This is a genomic window from Nostoc cf. commune SO-36 (assembly GCF_023734775.1).
Classification (GTDB): Bacteria; Cyanobacteriota; Cyanobacteriia; order Cyanobacteriales; family Nostocaceae; genus Nostoc; species Nostoc commune_A.
Genome location: NZ_AP025732.1, coordinates 4911472 through 4931502 on the forward strand (window position 1 = coordinate 4911472; position 20031 = coordinate 4931502).

The window sequence follows — 20031 nt, forward strand, 5'->3', positions numbered from 1 at the left end:
ATGGCTCTACGTCTAAATTTTAAATTCTCCGTTATAGGGTTGATATTAACAAATTAGCCGACAATCAAACCATCCTGAACTCGAATAATTCTTCTGGTTTGAGCAGCAATATCTGGCTCATGGGTGACAATCACAATTGTGATTCCTTGGTCATTAAGTTCAGTCAGCAAACTCATCACCTCATGGGAAGTTTCAGTATCTAAAGCTCCTGTTGGCTCATCTGCCAAAACCAATGCAGGTCGGTTGACCAAAGCACGAGCGATCGCTACCCGTTGTTGTTGTCCCCCAGATAGTTGACTAGGACGGTTAGCTGTGCGTCCCCCTAATCCTACCTTGTCTAGGGCTTCTAATGCCCTTTCACGACGTTTTGGCTTAGGCAAGTTAGCATAAACCATTGGTAACATGACATTTTCCAGTGCTGTCGCCCGCGCCAATAGGTTAAATTGTTGGAAAACAAAACCTATTCTTTGGTTACGGATATAGGCTAATTCATCATCATCAAAAGTCGTTAGGTTTCTGCCTTCAAAAATATAGTCTCCAGTCGTCGGACGATCCAGACATCCCAAAATATTCATAAGCGTGGATTTACCCGAACCTGACGCACCCATAATGGAAACATATTCCCCTTCCTCAATGGAGAGTTCAATTCCCTTGAGTATGGGAACACTAACTTCTCCCAAGTGGTAAGTTTTGGTAATAGATTCCATCCAAATCATTGTTGGCATAAGAATTAGTAGTTACGAATTACGAATTACGAATTACGAATTACGAATTACGAATTACGAATTATTTAGTCACTTCTTAAAGCAGTTATCGGATCTAATTTAGATGCGTTCCGTGCTGGAATAACCCCGGCGACTAAGCCAACGCTTAATGAGAGTACAAAACCAGCAATAATCGATAATAAAGAAATTACAAACGGAAATTTGAAAATGCTTGCAGCTATAAAAGCTAATAAAACGCCAGTTGTCATGCCAATAAGTCCGCCGACAATGGAAATAACGATCGCTTCAGCTAAAAATTGATTAAGTATTGCCGAATTGGTGGCTCCTACGGCTTTGCGAATCCCAATTTCTCGCGTCCGCTCAACCACGGAAACCAGCATAATGTTGGCAATACCAATTCCACCTACCACCAAAGAAATTCCGGCGATCGCAACTACCATCACTGTAAATAAACCCACAATATTAGTGAAGGTACTAACAATATCAGCTTGATTGGTCAGCCGAAAATCATCAGCTTGTGGCGGATAAATGTTGTGACGCAGGCGTAAGAGATTGGTGACTTGAAACTGAGCGGCTTCTAATTCTTCCTGATTAGCACCTTTGACTAAAATTCCATTTACAGAAACGCCTACCAGGGCATTGTTTCCAACTAGTCTCTTCGACATACTAGTTAGAGGAATGAAAATCTGGTCATCTCGATCCATCGGCCCCTGAGAACCTTTAGGTTCCATCACCCCAATCACTTCATAAGCTTCTCCCTGAATGCGAATTCTCTCACCGATGACATTGGTACTCTGTCCAAAAAGTGTTCTTTGAACTGTAGGGCCAAGAATGGCAACCTGTGCGGTAGTATCTAGTTCTTCTTGAGTAAAATATCTCCCTTGTTGGGGATGGGTATTTCTAACTTCTGGATAATTCAAATCTGTGCCATAAATGGTTGTTGAGGTGTTCTGTCCTGCATATACCACTTGAGCGTTTCGTTGGAGATAGGCAGAAACCATCTGTGCTGATGGCGCTTGTGTAGCGATCGCTTTTGCATCTTCCCAAGTCAAGGTACTGCTAGAACCTACCCCTTGACGGACATTTCCGCTTCTTGCCGCACCCGCCAAAATTTGGATCACATCTGTACCCAATGCTTGTATCTGTTGTTCAACCCCCTTTTGCACTCCCTGACCAACAGAAGTAATCGCAATGACTGAAGAAATCCCAATAATCACGCCCAACATCGTTAAACCTGTGCGTAATTTGTTACTCCACAGAGTCTCTGCCGCCATTGTCAAAATTTCTAACAATGGTACTGTGCGGGTATTCTTAGCTTTCTTAGAGCCGCTAAATATCTTAAACATAAAGTTTTATTTGAAACTCAATACAATTCAGTTAAGCATTTCTTCCTTCTCTTCTTTGGCGTCCTTCAGGTGGTGTCTCGTAGAAATTGCGGTTCGTTAAAAGAGTTAAGCCTAGTACCGCAAGGCGAAAGTCAGCCCCTTCCCTACGGGACGCTACGCGAACGGAAAAGTCAAAAGTCAAGCTGAGTTTTGTATTCATTACCACCTCTGAATTTGGCAGTTGAACCTTTTTACTCGGTATTTGAACCTTTTTACTCGGCAGTTGAACCTTTTTACTCGGCAGTTGAGCCTTTTTACTCGGCAGTTGAGCCTTTTTACTCGGCAGTTGAGCCTTTTTACTCGGCAGTTGAGCCTTTTTACTCGGCAGTTGAGCCTTTTTACTCGGCAGTTGAGCCAAACCGTATTGATTTAAAACTAACTTTAAGGGGAACCACCGCCTTGACGACCACCACCAGTTCCTCTTCCTCCTCCGCCTCCGCCTAGACCAGGCAAAACTCCTCCTCGTGGTGTTGATTGCGGACGTGATCCTGGAGGGAAACTGAGTAATACCCTCTCGTCTCCTGTCAATCCAGACTTAACTTCGGTAAAGTTATTTGCAGTGACGCCAGTTTCAATGCGAGTAAATACAGGTTTGTTATCTGCTCCAGGCACATATACACCTGTGGCATTTTGTTGGCGCACGACTGAGGCGGTTGGCACTACTAAAGCATTTTCAACTTGACCGACTTGAAAATCTACTTCCGCATTCATCCCAGACCGCAGTAGCCTTTCTGGGTCTGAAAGCGATACTCTGACTTCAAAACTGGTGACGTTTTGCGCGACTATTGCTTGGGCAGCGATTTGGCTGACTTTACCTTCAAAGGTTTTTCCTGGGTAGGCATCTGCTTGAATCGAGACTTTTTGACCAAGGCTGATTTTGGAAATGTTTGTTTCCGCTAAACTGGCGACAATCTCATTTGTTGAAGCTAGAGACAAGATTGAAGAAGAAGAAGAAGAAGCTACTTCACTACTAGCGGTTGTGGGTGTCACGAAAGCACCGGGATCAGCAAACTTCTTTGTCACCACACCATCAAAAGGGGCGCGAATAATCGTGTCATTAATTTGAGCTTGGATGTTTTGCAGCGAACCACGAGCAGATGTTACCTGGGCACGGGCTGCGTCAATATCTTCTTGGCGTGTACCCGCTTTCACAAGTGCCAAAGCTTGCTGTCTCTGCTTCACCACAGCTCGGGCTTGCTCGATGTCTTCTGGACGTGACCCGGCTTTTTGCAACCCCAGTGCTTGCTGTACTTCATTTACGTTAGCTTGGGCGCTGTCACGATTAGAACGGCTTTGGTTAAGAGTCTGAAGGGAAATACCGCCTGCATTGTAAAGTTGTTGATTACGAACCAAATCATCTTCTGCTTGGCGAAGGGCAGCTTGAGCGCTTTGCAAGCGTGCCTGTGCTTGGGCAATATCTTGAGAGCGATTACCTGCTTGTACCTTTTGTAAATTTGCCTGGGCTTCGTCTAATACTCCTTGGGCTTGAGCAATATCTTGAGGACGATTCCCTGCGATCGCTTTTTGCAAATTCGCCTCGGCTTGTGCCAATTGTCCTTGAGCCGAGGTAAGTTGTCCCCGCAGGTTAGAATCATCCATGTAAGCGACAATCTGTCCTTGTTTGACGAGATCCCCTTCCTTGGCCAGCAGTGTTTTCAAGATGCCGGAATTTTTCGGGCTGAGGTTAATTGACCGTTCAGGCTTCACCGTTCCGTTTGCTGAAACTGTCATTGTTAAACTCTGCCTTTGTACAGGTCTTGTCAGTACCCGACGGCTGGCTTCTTGCCTGGAAACAACAGCTACTTGGTAATAAACTGCATAGCCAATTCCCCCCAAAAGGCAAAAAGCAATTAGCCAAGAGAGCCAATTACGTCTGCCCTTTTTTTCTTTACCTCTGGAACTAAAATTGGTGAATCTACGGCTTTTGATGTATCAATTTTCATATCCATTTTTTCTATAAGGAACGGCTACCGAGCTAGTTATTCACGGCTAAAACTATAGCCTGGTAGCCCTATACTGACAATGATTTTGAGTTTTTAGTGTTTTAAAGGTTTATTTGCAGTACCAATCCACTAGGAAGTCTGAAGTAATCATCACGCACTCTCACTAATCTTCCAGATGGAACAACTTCCTGATTAGGAAGAAGAATATCTCCGTTAGGAAGTCTGTAATAACCTTGATTACGCAGTCTGACTATGGATCTAGCAGGAATAATTTGCCCATTGGGATATCTGATATCACCATTGCCAAGTCTGACTACTCTGCTATAGGGTTGGTTGTTACGGTTCCAATTGTCCCTGTCTCTAGAGTTTCTGACTTCTCCAGGATAGGGTCTGCCGTTACGGTTCCAATTGTCCCTGTCTCTAGAGTTTCTGACTTCTCCAGGATAGGGTCTGCCGTTACGGTTCCAATTATCCCTGTCTCTAGAGTTTCTGACTTCTCTAGGATAGGGTCTGCCGTTACGGTTCCAATTGCCCCTGTCTCCAGGGTTTATGACTTCTACAGGATAGGGTCTGTTGTCGCGATCCCAATTTTGATCGCGATCGCCAACAACGTAGACTTTTGTCTGGGCACTTGCAGGCGCAGTCAAGAGAGTGGGAACAATGATTAGAGCAGCAGCAGCTAAAACTATCGATACACGCTTTGGTTTCAACATGAAATTGACTCCTTATTTACATTAAAGTTCTACCCTGCTGAGGTTTGGATTCAGCAATTTTAGACAGTTACTTTGGTTTTGACATCAATCAAAGTGTTTAATATTTACCTCGTCGTATAAATTCATACATAATAATTATTGATCAAAAAGTTGAAACCGATGTATGACCAAAGTCATTAGTAATTCCAGACTGATGTATGACCAAAGTCACCAGTTTTTCAATGCTCATTCCCCAAGATTGGCGAGATTTTGCTACCGTCAACAGCAGAGATCGTTTAAGCTAGCTGAAAGATTCTTTGATTAGTGGCTTAAAGGCGGTAGTGTGCCTAAACATGTTCGTTTGATTTCTTTTCTAATGATCTGTAGTTTGTGGAGTATGCCAAAAGCCGCTAACGCGCAGGCATTAATACCCCATACACTGCAACTAGATGCGACAAAGTTAGAGAAGCAGGGGTTGAGCTTGGCACAAGAGGCGGCTCAACTAGCTCAGTTCCAACAGGTTGAATTAGCTTTGCCACGAGCGCGGCTGGCTAGTCAATTGGCTCCTGGGAATGATAAAGTGTGGTTGCTCTTAGGTGGATTGCAAATACAAACTAAAGAGTTTGACGGGGCGATCGCTAGTCTGAAAAAAGCGCAATCTATCAACCCCAAAAATGGTGATATTTTGTTTGCTTTGGGATCAGCTAATTTTCAGCAGAAAAATTACCAGGCTGCTGTTGTCAATTATCAAGATGGTTTAAAGTTAAAACCCAATGATCCAGAGGGGTTATTCGATTTGGGTAATGCTTACTTTATGCTGGGTCGATTGCCAGATGCGATCGCACAGTACGATAAGGCAGTCTCTCAAGATAAAAAATTCTGGCCGGCGCTTAACAATATTGGCTTAATCAACTACGAACAGGGTAATATCCCCGACGCGATTAAGCGATGGCAATCGGCTGTAACCCTTGATAAGAAAGCCGCAGAACCTTTATTGGCCTTGGCTGTGGCACTGTATACTAAAGGCGATACCCAACAAGGACTAACTTTGGGAGAAGCTGCACTCCGTATCGATTCACGCTATGCTAATTTGAATTTCCTCAAAGAAAATCTCTGGGGCGATCGCCTCCTGTCTGATACGAAAAAATTCCTAGAATTACCCCGTATTCAATCAGCCCTACAGCAACCAGCATCATCATCAACCCCAGGGCAACAGCCTACTCAATAGGAGTGGGGAGCAGGGGAGCAGGGGGCAAAGAGGTAGTTTTTTATTCTCCCCATTCCCCATTCCCCATTCCCCACTTGCCTAAAAGTATCTTTTCGTAGTACATATATACTAACTAAGTACGGGAAATAGTTGCCGAAAAATATTGGCGGGCAAGTATTCCTGAAATTAAGTCGTTAATTCCCAGTGTTAGTCTGTGGGTAGAAGTGCAATGATTTGGTCAACAAACTGTTGATGGTCAACAACTGGCTTAGAAATGTAGCCATCAGCACCGCTTTGCTTGAGAAAGTTCTCGCGATCGCCTTCCATAGCATGGGCCGTTACTAAAATAACAGGTAAGTTTGCTGTTTTTGGATCAGATTTTAACATTTGTGTAATCTTGATCCCATCAACAGACTTACCTTGATAAACACTTCTAGACAGAGAAACATCCATCAAAATCAGGTCGACTTCTCCTGCTTGGGCAATTTTTATGACTTCTTCGACATTTTCAGTGTGTTTAACACCCAAGCCGCCACGCTTGGACAAAATTTTGGAAAAAACACGAGCATTAATTAGATCGTCTTCGACAATTAAAACAGTTTTCATGAGAATTTTAGTTATAGAGGTGAGGAAATTCCAGAATTCCAAAATTCAAAATTAAGAAATGCAATCATGGTAAATAAGTATCATGGCTACTAAGTTTATGTAGATTATACTCGTGTGCATCCTTTTTAATAGTCAATGTAGATCCTCGTCATCAAGGATGATACTACTGCTTTTTCTTCTGTGACTGTCAAAATTTTGTGATGAATCCTATTTGATCCGTTATGCTGTGGTTGCCGCAGTGTTGAGTTCCATCAGCTTTTATATAGTTAAATTTCAGGGAAAAAACTCATGGCAAAACAGTTAAACCTTCTCTCAACGGGACAGGTAATTCCAACAGCCCTGCACACTGAGATGCAACGGTCTTATCTAGAATATGCCATGAGCGTGATTGTCGGGCGAGCGCTACCAGACGTGCGTGATGGCTTAAAACCAGTGCATCGCCGCATTCTATATGCAATGCACGAACTCGGTTTAGTACCAGATAGACCCTATCGAAAATGTGCCCGTGTAGTGGGTGATGTGTTGGGTAAATACCATCCCCACGGCGACCAATCAGTTTACGATGCTTTAGTTAGGCTGGTGCAGGATTTTTCTAGCCGCTATCCTTTACTAGCAGGACACGGTAACTTTGGCAGTGTCGATAATGACCCGCCAGCAGCAATGCGTTACACAGAAACGCGCCTCGCACCCATCAGCCATGAGGGAATGCTGACAGAAATTGGTGAAGAAACTGTGGAATTTGTCGGCAACTTCGATAATTCTCAGCAAGAACCAACGGTGTTACCTGCTCAGTTGCCATTTCTGTTGCTCAATGGCTGTTCTGGTATCGCCGTAGGAATGGCGACGAATGTTCCACCACACAACTTGGGGGAAGTTGTCGATGGGTTAATTGCCTTAATCGACAATCCAGATTTGCCAGATGAAAAATTATTCGAGTTAATTCCAGGGCCAGACTTTCCCACTGGTGGAGAAATAGTTGGTGAGACGGGAATTCGGGAAGCTTACACCACAGGTAAAGGTGGGATTCTGCTGCGGGGAGTTGCGACTCTAGAGGAAATTCCAGCCAGTAGAGGAAGTAAGCGACGGACGGCAATTATCATTACAGAATTGCCTTATCAAGTGAATAAGGCTGCCTGGATTGAAAAGGTAGCAGACTTAGTAAATCAAGGACGCTTGCAAGGAATTTCCGATCTTCGGGATGAGAGCGATCGCGAAGGGATGCGGGTAGTAATTGAACTCAAACGCGATACCAATCCCCAAGAAGTTCTCCAGCATTTATATCACCAAACTGCTTTACAAATGACTTTTGGGGCAATTCTTCTAGCGATCGTAGATGGACAACCCCGCCAATTAAGTTTGCGTCAACTCTTGCAGGAGTTTTTGAGATTCCGAGAAGAGACGCTGAACCGTCGCTACAATTACGAGTTGGGGAAAGCCCAAAGTCGTGTGCATTTGGTGGAAGGTTTGCTCAAAGCGCTGTCGAATTTGGATGAGGTAATTCAAATTTTGCGGCAAGCTCCCGATGGGAGTACGGCAAAAATTAATCTTTGTAGCCAGCTAGATTTGAGTGAGGTACAAGGAGATGCAATTCTCGCTATGCCGTTGCGCCGTCTCACTAGTTTAGAACAGCAAAACTTGCAGCAGGAATTTGAGCAGATAAGTGGACAAATTAACTTATTGGAGCAATTACTCAACGATCGCCGGGAATTATTGAAGGCGCTGAAAAAAGATTTGCGATCGCTCAAGCGCAAGTACAGCGATCCCCGGCGAACGAAAATCGGAGAGGAGCAAAAGTCTAGGGCAGAGGAGCAGAAGTCTAGAGCAGATGAGGAAGAGGAACTTAAATCTTCTGAACCAGTAGAGGAAGCGGTTTTAGAATTTACCCAACGGGGTTATGTCCGCCGCACCCAGCCATCCGGAAGAAAATCAAAAGCTGAAAATGGTCTGCACGATAATGACTTCATTATCCAAACTGTGTTGACTGACACAGGGAAAGACTTGCTAATACTAACTGGTGGCGGCAAAGTCTACCCGGTGAATGTGGGAGAAATTCCCCCTACTACTGGACGTTCTCCACGGGGAAAACCTTTGATTACGATGCTTAGTAGTACTGCTCAAAGCGCTCAAGAAGCTGTAGTCAGCCGCTTTTTGCTGCCGGAAAATCTTGAAACTAGGCAGATGATTCTCTTAACAAAACAGGGAAGAATTAAACGTCTGTCTCTGGGAGAATTTACTAACTTAACTCGGCGCGGAATCACGATTTTGAAGCTCAAAGACGATGATGAATTGTCATTTACCCAGTTCACCGCTCCAGGGGCGCATCTAATTTTAGCTAGTTCAGGTGGGCGAATGTTGCGCTTTGCAGCCAATGATGAACAATTACCGATCATGGGTCGCACAGCGATGGGTTTACAAGCATTTCGGTTATTGAAAAATCAGCAAATGGTTGGCTGTGTCACTGTCGGTAAAGATGACCAACTGCTGCTAGTTACTCAAGAAGGATATGCCAAGCGGATGGCTGCGAGTCAGTTGAGAGCGGCTAATCGTGGCGATTTAGGCACGCAAGCGCTGAAATTTGCTAGCAAAACTGACAACTTAGCTGGTATGGTCATAGCGATTGCATCTGGCGAGGTAGCCTTAGTGACGAATAAGGAACGGGTAGTGCGGATACCTGTGGATACAGTGCCGCTCTTAGGTAGAGATGTCAAAGGTGAAAGCATCCTCCAACTCAACCGTGATGAAAAAATTATCACTGTGGCTGAAGTGCGATCGTAAATTAGGGTGATGTTCAACTTGCGACAAGCCAACTTGCAGGATTTAGAGGCGCTGATCCAACTGCGTCTCTAACTCCTGCAAGTTGGCGATATTAAAGGTGACTCTGACACCACAAACCTAGCAGAAGCAACTCGAAAATATCTTAGAGTGTTCCAAAAAATAAATGATCCAAAACCCGTCATTGCGAGCAAAGCGAAGCAATCGCAAGGGCTAAGATTGCTTCTCTACGAGACGCTCCGCGAACGCTCGCAATGACAATTGAGCATTTTTTGCTTGGAGTACTCTTAGCGAAAAAATGCCGTTGGGTGAGTTTTTCGCTTGGGTAGCTGAAGTGGATAATCAAATTGTTGCCACTAGCGGCTTGGTATTTTTTCAAAGACCCCCTTACAACGGCAATTTCTCAGGCTTAGAAGCTTATATTATGAACGTTTATACAATTTCCATGTGGCGAGGACAGGGAATTGCAACAGCATTATTAAAGGAAATTATCAGCTTTGTCAGAGCAACTGCGGCAAAACGCCTCTGGCTTCATACCACTAAGGATGGTAAACGTATCTACGAGAAGGTTGGTTTTGTCTCGACTTCAAAAGAAATGGAAATTGTCTACTACTGACTTAGATTATCAATATCTTTTTATTTTAAAATACAAAGGTCAAGCAATATCAATCAATTACTTGATAATTAATTTCAATAAGATTATATTGTTTATAAAGTAAAAAATCTAGATAACATTTCTTCTGTCTCAGTAAATCTCACCGAAGGCTGATGTTTTAATCTGTATAAATAGCTATCTCTATTTATGTCAAGGTGTTAAAACAAAAGTATAAATAATGTTGCTTTTTTTTAAATATTTGTTATATTAGTTTACATAAGGCAATAAACCTTAAAAATTAAATTTGGAGTTTCAATCATGACAAATGCAAGCACAACAAAAGTCACCACTCCTGTAATTGAAGATCGCAACGCTTGGCGCTGGGGCTTTACCCCACAAGCAGAAATATGGAACGGTCGCTTGGCAATGATTGGTTTTTCAGCAGCCGTTTTGGTTGAGCTTTTTTCTGGTCAAGGCTTTCTACATTTTTGGGGCATCCTATAAGTTTTAATATCTAAGATGACCTATAGATGACGTATAAATAAAAAAACCTGGAGTGCTAATTCACTACCAGGTTTTTTATTTTTTTGTAATTAGTCAGTTGTCCTTTGATTTATTTACTAATGACCAATGACTAATGACTGTTAACTAATTGACTACCGAATATATTCCTTAAGAACGCTGTTGCGATTTGGATGGCGCAACTTGCGAAGTGCTTTCGCCTCAATTTGACGAATCCGTTCGCGGGTAACGTTGAAAATCTGTCCGATTTCCTCAAGGGTTTTCATTCGACCATCATCCAAGCCGTAACGCAGTCTGAGAACATCGCGTTCGCGTGGGCTGAGACTGTCGAGGACTTTTTCAAGGTCTTCGCGCAGAAGATTTTTGGAAACTTGGTCTTCTGGCGTCTCACCATCGGATTCAATAAAATCGCCCAATCGAGAATCTTCTTCTTTACCAATAGGCGTTTCTAGTGAGATAGGTAACTGGGCAGATTTAGCAATGAACCGCAACTTCTCAATGGTCATTTCCATACGAGTGGCGATTTCTTCTTCAGTGGGTTTGCGACCCATTTCTTGAGATAGCAACTTGGTAGTTTTCTTAATCCGAGAAATGGTTTCGTAAAGGTGAACTGGAAGACGAATTGTGCGGGATTGATCTGCGATCGCGCGGGTAATTGCTTGACGAATCCACCATGTAGCATAAGTGGAGAACTTATAACCTTTTTCGTGGTCAAACTTTTCAGCGGCACGAATCAAACCGAGACTGCCTTCCTGAATTAAGTCCTGGAACGACAAACCACGATTCATGTATTTCTTAGCAATTGAAACTACAAGACGGAGGTTAGATTGCACCATCTTGTCTTTCGCCCGACGACCAACATGGAGGCGATAACGAAAGGCTGGTAGTGGCAGTTGTACTGCTTCTGCCCATTCACTATCTCGAGGATCGCGATCTAATTGCTCCGAGAGTCTTTCGCGGACTCTCTCTAATTCCAGCAAATCGGCTATTTTCCGCGCCAATTCAATTTCTTCGTCTGCCCGCAACAGCCGAATTCTACCAATTTCTTGCAAGTAAAGCCGAATTGAATCTTCGGTATAGTGCTTTTTCTTGCTTTGTGTCCGACGACGCGATTTAGCGGCTTTTCCAGACTTTGCGTCGTCCTCATCAGACTGAGGCTCTAAAAATTCCTCGTCACCTTCATCGATGATCAGCAAGTCCTCTTCATCGTCTATTAAGAGTTCTTCTAACTCGAGCTCAGGCTGATTTATTATTTCTAGGTCAGGCTGATATATGCTTTCGAGTACGTTGTTAGCCTGGTTCATGCCGCGTTCCTCATGCTCCTTGCAGAATCAATTACTCAAGATGTGTTTACTGCTCTTTTAAACGAGCCAGTTTTCAACCGAAAATAAGTTTTGTGGCAGATTTGCCAGAGATATTTTCGGACGTTTTACACCTCCGGTCGGAGGTTTTAAAATTAGTTTAAGCGATTACTAAAAGTGACTTGCTCATCTTAGTAAATGCTATGTGTGTTGCTATCACACACTGCTTTCAACTAACTGTTCAAAAAAAAGACTTGCCTTTATCAAAAAATTTGCCACTCTACACTAATCAGTTCAGACTATTGGCAGATTTTCCTATAAAGACTCTTCCGATTGTAGCCTGTTTCACAGAAATTGCACTCTTTTTGTGTATTAATCATGAACTCATTAAGTAACTTTTAGCTACTTTCACCAAAAAGACATTGAAAACGGGATTTATACCCGGAAAATTTTTCTCCACTTTTCGGGATTGCAGTGACGTTGTTATTACATTACAAAGTAAGTACGTTTGCTTTTGCCGAGTTTCATGTATTTTACACAACATTAATTACTGAGAAAGAGGTGCATTTTATGTTAACTCAGACAAGAAGTCTTAACCTACCCATTTTTACATTTCCTTCATAAACTAAGCATTCTGTAGACTAAAGCGGTTCTTGACTTTGGGTAAATACAACAACCGTGGTGGTGTTTGCCTTAAAGCAGTTAACCTTCTGCGTACTAACTACCTTAACTGAGGAGTTGAGGCGGTGGCAGAATCGACCTGATAGCAGATCAATTTAGGTTTAACTAATTTGGTCTTATTCACACGTTAGCGCACTGTGGCGATTTCAGCCCTATGAAACTTGACAAACTTTTCTTATTGTATACAAGGATATTTTAATCAATCCAAAAATAATTTGTCTTGTGAACTCGCCAATATAGTCTTATCTTAGGCAAAAGTACATTAGATACATACGATACAATAGCGATCGCCACAGCACCACATGAAGATATTAACAAGTTTTCAGCTTTATGGTGTGTGCTTCCACTAGCCATCAACTCGAACACAGAGAACCCAGAAGATTGCCTGATAATTTAGTTACAATGTCGTTTTGCGTAACTTAATTGTAAATTTAAATACTTTTATTTCAGTGAGTTTCTGTCATCTTATGGTGATAAATCCTCAAAATACTTATTAATTGCAGTTCGACAGATGATATTCAGTTATTTTCTTAAAGGATAACAAATGTGTTTCTAGCTGGTGGGCGAAATTAATCGGGGAGTTAGAGCAAAGAGTATTATCTTGGCTAAGTTTCCAATAAAATTGGTAGTTTTGCTCACACTCGAACAGTGATTATTTGGAAAATATTGACAAGAAGCAAATTATATGGTTTTAGAATAATTGAGAAATTTAGAATTTTTGTTATTATTTAGTGCTGACTTACCACTTGTGTGACAAGTCAACCTAAATTTTTAATTGATTATTGGCCTCTAGTTGAAAATCAGGATGGCTTTCAAACCTACTCCTAACGAAAACTGGAAACTATGAGCAATGTTTGAATTACTATGGTGTGGCGGTAGTGTTTAGACTTGCAGCAAAATTAGGTGGCAAAAGTACCTGGTCAACTACATGAACAATGCCGTTACTAGCTGGGATATCTGGCTGAGTCACTTTAGCGTTATTGACTGTAATTGAGTTGCTGGCACGATCAACCGTTACTTTCACGGTATTACCCTCAACTGTTTTAACTTCTCCAGATGTCAATTGCTGAGAGGTAGTTCCCCCAGGGACGACATGGTAGGCCAGAAGCCTGACTAATTGTTGTTTGTTTGCTGGCTGTAAGAGTTGGTCTAGAGTAGCTTTCGGTAAAGCAGAGAAAGCGGCGTCAGTCGGTGCAAATATTGTGTAAGGGCCTGGTGTAGACAATTGTTCAGTTAAGCCGGCAGCTTGCACTGCTTGGATGAGAGTTTTAAACTGTCCTTGACTAGCTGCGGATGTTGCCAGTTCTGCTAAATTTGGTTGGCAGTAGGAGTTGTTGTAACGGGAGGAACATTTGTTATGGGGGTTTGGGCAACGGGAGGGACAGTTGCAGTGGGAGTTTCTGTGACAGGTTGAGCGCAGGCAGACAGAGCAACCAAGCTGCCTATGCCAATAATATTGAACAATGCTTTTTCTACTATGCCTTTGCTCGCTTTCATAGCTTTGTGTAGAATCCTGTTAAATAGGGGATCATTAACAATAGTTAATGAATTTTTAAATATAGTCACTCCTCTAACGACATAGTTTGTAGTATGAAAAATTATTAATATAAAAGATTTATATATTTCATGGTTTGTCATCAGCCAAAAGAGGTAGTTTTTATAGTATTTTGTATATAAAATCTTTAGTAAAACGCCGTGTGCAACTTTCTCTCAAACCTAACCCCCAACCCCTTCCCTACAAGGGAAGGGGAGCAATAATCAAAGCCTCTCTCCGTTTCGGGGAGAGGTTTGGAGAGGGGTTTTAAGAATAAGTCGCACATCGCGTTAGTAAAGGTTTGTTCTGGGAATGTCAATCAAGATTTAAAAGCCAAAGATCCCCGATTTCTTTGAGAAATCGGGGATCTTGTTTTTTACAAATGATTTAAAACTGCTGGTATTAGATATCTAGATCAGTGAAGTTGAGCTTAGAACCATAGGTTTCGATGAATTCTCGTCTGGGTGCGACGCGATCGCCCATTAAAATTGTGAAGATGCGATCGGCTTCGGCAGCGTCCTCAATTTCAACTTGCTTCATTTTGCGGGTTTCTGGGTTCATGGTGGTGTCCCAGAGTTGTTGTGGCATCATTTCACCCAAACCTTTGAAGCGTTGGATGGTGTAGTTGGCATTCGCAGGAAACTTGGCGATCGCTTGATTTTTTTCGCGATCGCTATAGCAGTACTCATGATTACGTCCCCGTTCTACTTTAAATAACGGGGGACAAGCAATATAAATAAAGCCCTGTTCGATGAGCGCTCGCTGATATCGATAGAAAAATGTTAACAGCAAAGTCCGAATGTGCGCTCCATCGACGTCAGCGTCAGTCATGATGACTATGCGGTGATAGCGCAGTTGGGTAGAATCGAATTCATCACCTTTAACACCTAAACCAAGTGCTGTAATTAACGATTGAACTCGTTATTTTTATAGATTTTAGCGTCGTCGGTTTTTTCAATGTTGAGGATTTTACCACGTAAAGGCAAGATCGCTTGAGTGCGGCGATCGCGTCCTTGTTTGGCACTTCCACCGGCTGAGTCCCCTTCCACGATGAAGATTTCCGATTCGCTGGGATCACGAGAACTACAATCTGCCAATTTACCAGGTAATGGCGAAGATTCCAGCACCGATTTGCGCCGAACTAATTCCCGCGCATGACGGGCTGCTTCTGCGGCTTTGAAGGCTTGAATAGCTTTATCTAAAATTGAGTCTGCGATCGCCGGATGAAATTCTAGATACTCAGTGAGGACTTCTCCCACCAAAGAATCAACAATTCCTCGAACTTCGGTATTACCGAGTTTGGTTTTGGTTTGTCCTTCAAATTCTGGATCTGGGACTTTAACAGAAATTACCGCAGTCAAACCTTCGCGGACGTGTTCGCCACTGAGATTAGTTTCATTCTCTTTAATTTTATTGCGCTTGCGTGCGATCGCATTTAATGTCCGAGTTAGAACCGCCTTTAACCCTTCTAAGTGCGTACCACCATCAACGGTGCGAATATTGTTGGCAAAACCTAACACATTATCCGTATAGGCATCAGTACACCATTGTAAAGAAACTTCTACTTGTACGTTGTTGCGTTCCCCCTGCACATAGATAATTTCTTCATGCAACGGTTGCTTCTCACGGTTCATGTACGCAATGTACTCTTTGATGCCACCCTTGTAATTGTAGGATTCTACTTTCGGTGTATCGCTTTTTAATAGTTCTAGACGGTTGTCAGTAAAGGTAATTTTGACACCTGCATTCAGATACGCCAATTCCCGTAGGCGACCTGATAAAGTGATGTAATCAAACTCAATGCTAGTTGTAAAGATTTGGGTATCTGGCTTGAAAGTGACAGAAGTTCCAGTTCTCTCTTCTTTGTAAGGCTTGGTTTGTAGTTCAGTAACTGGGATGCCGCGTTCATAGCGTTGAAGATGAACTTTTTTATCTCGCCAAACTGTAACTTCTACAACTTCAGATAGGGCATTAACAACAGAGATACCAACCCCGTGCAATCCTCCAGAAACCTTGTAGCCACCGCCGCCAAACTTACCACCAGCGTGTAGTACCGTCATCACGGTTTCTAAAGCTGATTTCCCAGTGCGCGAATGAGTATCGACAGGAATACCGCGACCATCATCTGTTACAGTCACAGAACCATCAGCGTTGATATCCACTTCTATATGAGTGCAATGACCCGCCAAAGCCTCATCGATTGAATTGTCCACCACCTCGTAAACTAAATGGTGGAGCCCTCGCGGCCCAGTGGTACCGATGTACATTCCTGGTCTTTTGCGGACGGCTTCCAGACCTTCCAGAACTTGAATCTGATCGGCACTGTAACTGCTCGTCATGTAAACTCTCCTGATGCGTGGGGTTAAACTCGCCTAAAAATAAATAAAAGCAAAAACACTCCAAAATTGTAACACAAAAGCCCTGCTAGCGTCTGTAGGGCATTTTCAAGAGAAGTTTATACTAGGGTTGCACTACCGTGGAAGAGGGGCAAAGGGCAGCAGGGGAGCAGTGGGAGCAAGGGAGGCAGGGGGAGAATAGCTTAATAACTAATGACAAATGACTAAATTAATTGTGATTTGTGGGGCAACGGCGACGGGTAAATCGAGTTTGGCTTTGGCTTTGGCGATGCGGTTGGGTTCTGTAATTCTCAGTGCTGATTCTCGTCAAGTTTACCGTGAGTTTGATATTGGGACAGCAAAACCAACTGTGGCGGAACAAAAATTGGTGTCGCACTATTTAATAGATATCTGCGATCCAACAGACATGATGACAGTAGCAGACTATCAGGAACAAACACAAGCTTTAATTGCTTCTCTTGGTGTTATACCACCGTTGTTAGTTGGTGGTACTGGTTTATACATTCGATCTATTGTCCAAGGTATGAAAATTCCGAGAGTTGCACCGCAAACAGAATTGCGATCGCAGCTTGAATCTTTGGGACAACAACAACTCTACGCAATGTTACAACAAGTTGACCCCGTTGCAGCACAAAAAATTCATAGCAATGATTTAGTGCGAACTTTAAGAGCATTAGAAGTATATTATGTTACCGGATTTCCCATTTCCGAACAGCAAGGGGAGAATCCGCCGAATTATCCGATTTTGCAAATTGGTTTAGATTGCGATGTCGAAAAGTTAGGGAATCGGATTAAACAGCGTACTGAGCAAATGATAGCAAATGGTTTGGTTGCGGAGGTGGAAAAACTTTGTCAAAAATATGGCGCTGATTTGTCTTTGTTGAATACGTTGGGCTATCAAGAAATTAAGCAATATTTGGCTGGGGATATTTCCTTAAGTGAAGCAAAAGAATTAACAGTTTTGCATACACGACAATTTGCTAAACGACAACGCACTTGGTTCCGAGCATATCCCAAAATTGAATGGTTTGATGCCGATGATCCTGATTTATTAGAGAAGGTTTGGCAGAGGATAAATGAGTTTATAAGTTGCACAAGCTCGTGAGAATTATAAACTCATGCAAAGACGCAAAAAACTGTTGCGCCTTTACAGTGAGTGTTCTACAGATTGTCGGGATCTACGCCCATAGCCCGTAGTCTATCTGCTAGCAATTGGGTGCGTTGTTCTGCTTGTTCGGCACGTTGTCGTTCCTGTTCGGCACGTTCATCTCCAGTCGATAAAACAGTACCATCTTGGTAGCACCAGCGTAACCAAGTATCTTGTCTATCTTCAAATTTACCTTCCCACAAAATTACACCTAAACCAACTTGTTCTAACCAATTTTCTGAAGTTTCAAAGTAGCGTGTTCCCCTTAGTTCATAAACGCGCAACACTTTTTCTCCTAATTGCTGATTTTGGTCCATATACGATGTAGTAACTAGCTCGCATTTGTTCATAAGTTTTAAGCTTTTTGCCAAGTTCATCACCTTCTTTATTAGAAACAATTTCGAGGACAACTTCTGGAGGTTTGCCAAAACGCCAAACCATATAGCAACGATTTTGTTTCTCCCACCAATTTTGAGGTACTTCCACATCCAAGCTGAGAAAAATATCAGGCACAATGGGGGGCTGAAGGTCTGTGTAGTAAATACCTACATTAGCTTCAGCTAAAAAAGTTTGGTTTTGTAGAGAACTGTAAAGAGATCCGACTAAAAACCGTTGTTGTTTGGCAGATGCGAAATTGTCCACAGGTGTATCATCTTCAGTGACTAGCTGGTTGGCATCTGGCACATAGTAATCATCATTATTGATTAGAACTTCTTGAACCATGACTTTATCCAGTATTTGAGAGCGTTATTTCTAGGTTAATTGATTGGGGATGCGAGGGTGCGTAGTCTTTGACCCGCAATAACTGGGTAGGTTGTGTCAAAATCTAAAGATAAAAGTTTGTAGAATCAGCGCAATGATTGGAAGAACACTACGGCAACACTACAAAATCTGGGTAGAGATTGCTGGACAGGATTACTGTATTGATAAGACTGGAAATTTTATTGATTAATCATTACTACAAAGTCTAATAACAGTAATTATGCGATCGCTTTTACTCACCTTTGACTGCTATTCTTGCAACAATAGTAATTACAGCTATACTAACCAGCCTGCAACATCTACCTTGAACTTTAAAAAACTATGCTTACCCTAGATAAAAAACAACGCAACTGGAAACCCATTCTCAAAGCATTCGAGGCTGTCCTTGGGAAAAATGGTGTGGTGCAACGCCGCGAAGAACTCATTACCTATGAATGCGATGGTTTAACTGGTTATCGTCAACGTCCGGCTGTGGTGGTGTTACCCAGAACTACAGAACAAGTTGCCCAAGTGGTGAAAATATGCAACCAATATTCTATACCCTTCATAGCACGCGGCTCTGGCACTGGTTTATCTGGCGGTGCTTTACCAATAGAAGATTCCGTTTTAATTGTTACCTCATTAATGCGGCAAATCCTCAGCATTGATTTGGAAAATCAACGAACAGTTGTACAACCAGGAGTGATTAACAGTTGGGTAACACAAGCTGTTAGTGGTGCTGGTTTTTACTACGCTCCTGACCCCTCCAGTCAAATTATCTGCTCTATTGGAGGCAATATTGCCGAAAATTCTGGTGGCGTACATTGTCTTAAATACGGTGTTACTACCAACCACGTTTTGGGATTAAAAATTGTCACGCCGGAAGGGGATATTATCGATTTAGGCGGACAAATACCAGAAATGCCTGGTTATGATTTAACAGGTGTTTTTGTTGGTTCTGAAGGTACTTTAGGAATTGCTACAGAGATTACTTTGCGAATTCTCAAAAGTGCAGAATCAATTTGTGTGCTGTTGGCAGATTTTACTAGCATTGAAGCTGCCGGAGCAACTGTTTCTGACATTATCAGCGCCGGAATTATTCCTGGTGGTATGGAAATGATGGATAACTTCAGCATCAATGCAGTTGAAGATGTTGTCGCAACTAATTGTTATCCCCGCGATGCTACTGCTATTTTGCTAATTGAAATTGACGGTTTAGAAGTGGAAGTTGCAGGCAATAAGCAGCGAGTTATCGAAATTTGTAAAAAGAATGGGGCGCGGAATGTCACTTCTGCTACTGATCCAGAAACCAGATTGAAATTATGGAAAGGACGTAAAGCTGCTTTTGCTGCTGCTGGACATTTAAGCCCAGATTATTATGTACAAGATGGTGTAATTCCCCGGACTCAGTTGCCTTATGTTTTACATGAAATTGAGGCATTAAGTAAACAATACGGTTATCGTGTTGCTAATGTATTTCATGCTGGCGATGGCAATCTTCATCCGCTAATTCTTTATGATAATTCTGTGTCTGGTGCGTTAGAGCAAGTAGAAGAGATGGGTGGAAAAATTCTTAAACTTTGTGTCCAAGTCGGTGGTAGTATTTCTGGCGAACATGGCATCGGTGCAGAGAAAAGGTGCTATATGCCACAGATGTTTAGCCAAGTTGATTTAGAAACTATGCAATGGGTACGGCAAGTTTTTAATCCTAAAGGGTTAGCAAATCCTGAAAAGATATTTCCCACACCTCGGACTTGTGGAGAAGCAGCAAATGCATCGGCTATTAAACAATTTGAGGGTGTGGAAAGATTTTAGTTTTCTGC

12 protein-coding genes and 4 pseudogenes are annotated in these 20031 nt (G+C 42.5%); 6 read left to right on the forward strand and 10 right to left on the reverse strand.

The features are described from left to right. Positions 1 to 53 precede the first annotated feature (53 nt). The 5 genes and pseudogenes from ANSO36C_RS22260 to ANSO36C_RS22280 all read right to left on the reverse strand — a co-directional run bounded on the left by ANSO36C_RS22260 (position 54) and on the right by ANSO36C_RS22280 (position 4766). Positions 54 to 725, reverse strand: coding sequence for an ABC transporter ATP-binding protein (locus ANSO36C_RS22260; RefSeq protein ID WP_323374477.1), 672 nt, complete (start codon positions 723 to 725; stop codon positions 54 to 56). A 65-nt stretch (positions 726 to 790) separates the two neighbouring features. Next, complete coding sequence (locus ANSO36C_RS22265; protein WP_251956279.1) at positions 791 to 2071, reverse strand: ABC transporter permease; 1281 nt, start codon at positions 2069 to 2071, stop codon at positions 791 to 793. A 31-nt stretch (positions 2072 to 2102) separates the two neighbouring features. Then, positions 2103 to 2468: a hypothetical protein gene (locus ANSO36C_RS22270; protein WP_251956280.1), complete on the reverse strand. Its 366-nt coding sequence runs from the start codon at positions 2466 to 2468 to the stop codon at positions 2103 to 2105. A gap of 23 nt (positions 2469 to 2491) precedes the next feature. Further along, a pseudogene (locus ANSO36C_RS22275) lies at positions 2492 to 4053 on the reverse strand (efflux RND transporter periplasmic adaptor subunit). A 101-nt stretch (positions 4054 to 4154) separates the two neighbouring features. Next, positions 4155 to 4766 (reverse strand): hypothetical protein, encoded by a 612-nt coding sequence (locus ANSO36C_RS22280; RefSeq protein ID WP_251956281.1) that lies wholly within the window; start codon positions 4764 to 4766, stop codon positions 4155 to 4157. A gap of 322 nt (positions 4767 to 5088) precedes the next feature. On the opposite strand from ANSO36C_RS22280, the gene ANSO36C_RS22285 reads away from it, so the two are divergent. Continuing rightward, positions 5089 to 5973: a tetratricopeptide repeat protein gene (locus ANSO36C_RS22285; protein WP_251956282.1), complete on the forward strand. Its 885-nt coding sequence runs from the start codon at positions 5089 to 5091 to the stop codon at positions 5971 to 5973. Positions 5974 to 6159: 186 nt separating this feature from the next. Here the strand turns inward: ANSO36C_RS22285 and ANSO36C_RS22290 are convergent, their stop codons facing one another. Next, complete coding sequence (locus ANSO36C_RS22290; protein WP_251956283.1) at positions 6160 to 6558, reverse strand: response regulator; 399 nt, start codon at positions 6556 to 6558, stop codon at positions 6160 to 6162. Positions 6559 to 6846: 288 nt separating this feature from the next. Here ANSO36C_RS22290 and gyrA point away from each other — a divergent pair, with 288 nt between their 5' ends. The 3 genes from gyrA (at position 6847) to ANSO36C_RS22305 (ending at position 10429) form a co-directional block, all read left to right on the forward strand. After that, complete coding sequence (gyrA, locus tag ANSO36C_RS22295; protein ID WP_251956284.1) at positions 6847 to 9333, forward strand: DNA gyrase subunit A; 2487 nt, start codon at positions 6847 to 6849, stop codon at positions 9331 to 9333. A 301-nt stretch (positions 9334 to 9634) separates the two neighbouring features. Then, complete coding sequence (locus ANSO36C_RS22300; RefSeq protein WP_251956285.1) at positions 9635 to 9946, forward strand: GNAT family N-acetyltransferase; 312 nt, start codon at positions 9635 to 9637, stop codon at positions 9944 to 9946. Positions 9947 to 10243: 297 nt separating this feature from the next. Further along, positions 10244 to 10429, forward strand: coding sequence for a chlorophyll a/b-binding protein (locus ANSO36C_RS22305; protein WP_012412586.1), 186 nt, complete (start codon positions 10244 to 10246; stop codon positions 10427 to 10429). Positions 10430 to 10581: 152 nt separating this feature from the next. Here the strand turns inward: ANSO36C_RS22305 and rpoD are convergent, their stop codons facing one another. The 3 genes and pseudogenes from rpoD to gyrB all read right to left on the reverse strand — a co-directional run bounded on the left by rpoD (position 10582) and on the right by gyrB (position 16302). Then, the gene (gene rpoD / locus ANSO36C_RS22310) at positions 10582 to 11751 is read right to left on the reverse strand and encodes an RNA polymerase sigma factor RpoD (protein WP_100898539.1); all 1170 of its coding nucleotides are present in this window, start codon (positions 11749 to 11751) and stop codon (positions 10582 to 10584) included. Between the two features lie 1540 nt (positions 11752 to 13291). Then, a pseudogene (locus ANSO36C_RS22315) lies at positions 13292 to 13926 on the reverse strand (fasciclin domain-containing protein). Between the two features lie 439 nt (positions 13927 to 14365). After that, positions 14366 to 16302, reverse strand: a pseudogene (gene gyrB, locus ANSO36C_RS22320) (DNA topoisomerase (ATP-hydrolyzing) subunit B). A gap of 217 nt (positions 16303 to 16519) precedes the next feature. Here gyrB and miaA point away from each other — a divergent pair. After that, positions 16520 to 17425 carry a tRNA (adenosine(37)-N6)-dimethylallyltransferase MiaA gene (gene miaA / locus ANSO36C_RS22325; RefSeq protein WP_251956286.1) on the forward strand — a complete coding sequence of 302 codons (906 nt, stop codon included), beginning with the start codon at positions 16520 to 16522 and terminating at the stop codon, positions 17423 to 17425. 56 nt (positions 17426 to 17481) lie between these two features. Here miaA and ANSO36C_RS22330 read toward each other — a convergent pair. Further along, a pseudogene (locus ANSO36C_RS22330) lies at positions 17482 to 18190 on the reverse strand (Uma2 family endonuclease). A gap of 360 nt (positions 18191 to 18550) precedes the next feature. On the opposite strand from ANSO36C_RS22330, the gene glcD reads away from it, so the two are divergent. After that, on the forward strand, positions 18551 to 20023 hold the full coding sequence (gene glcD / locus ANSO36C_RS22335) for a glycolate oxidase subunit GlcD (RefSeq protein ID WP_251956287.1): 1473 nt from the start codon (positions 18551 to 18553) through the stop codon (positions 20021 to 20023). Positions 20024 to 20031 lie beyond the last annotated feature (8 nt).

Excerpts from the sequence above, each read along its gene's own strand:
- gyrA (WP_251956284.1), top strand. The coding sequence starts at position 6,847 with ATGGCAAAACAGTTAAACCTTCTCTCAACGGGACAGGTAATTCCAACA.
- ANSO36C_RS22305 (WP_012412586.1), top strand. The coding sequence starts at position 10,244 with ATGACAAATGCAAGCACAACAAAAGTCACCACTCCTGTAATTGAAGAT.
- glcD (WP_251956287.1), top strand. The coding sequence starts at position 18,551 with ATGCTTACCCTAGATAAAAAACAACGCAACTGGAAACCCATTCTCAAA.
- rpoD (WP_100898539.1), bottom strand. The coding sequence starts at position 11,751 with ATGAACCAGGCTAACAACGTACTCGAAAGCATATATCAGCCTGACCTA.
- ANSO36C_RS22265 (WP_251956279.1), bottom strand. The coding sequence starts at position 2,071 with ATGTTTAAGATATTTAGCGGCTCTAAGAAAGCTAAGAATACCCGCACA.
- ANSO36C_RS22290 (WP_251956283.1), bottom strand. The coding sequence starts at position 6,558 with ATGAAAACTGTTTTAATTGTCGAAGACGATCTAATTAATGCTCGTGTT.
- miaA (WP_251956286.1), top strand. The coding sequence starts at position 16,520 with ATGACTAAATTAATTGTGATTTGTGGGGCAACGGCGACGGGTAAATCG.
- ANSO36C_RS22260 (WP_323374477.1), bottom strand. The coding sequence starts at position 725 with ATGCCAACAATGATTTGGATGGAATCTATTACCAAAACTTACCACTTG.
- ANSO36C_RS22280 (WP_251956281.1), bottom strand. The coding sequence starts at position 4,766 with ATGTTGAAACCAAAGCGTGTATCGATAGTTTTAGCTGCTGCTGCTCTA.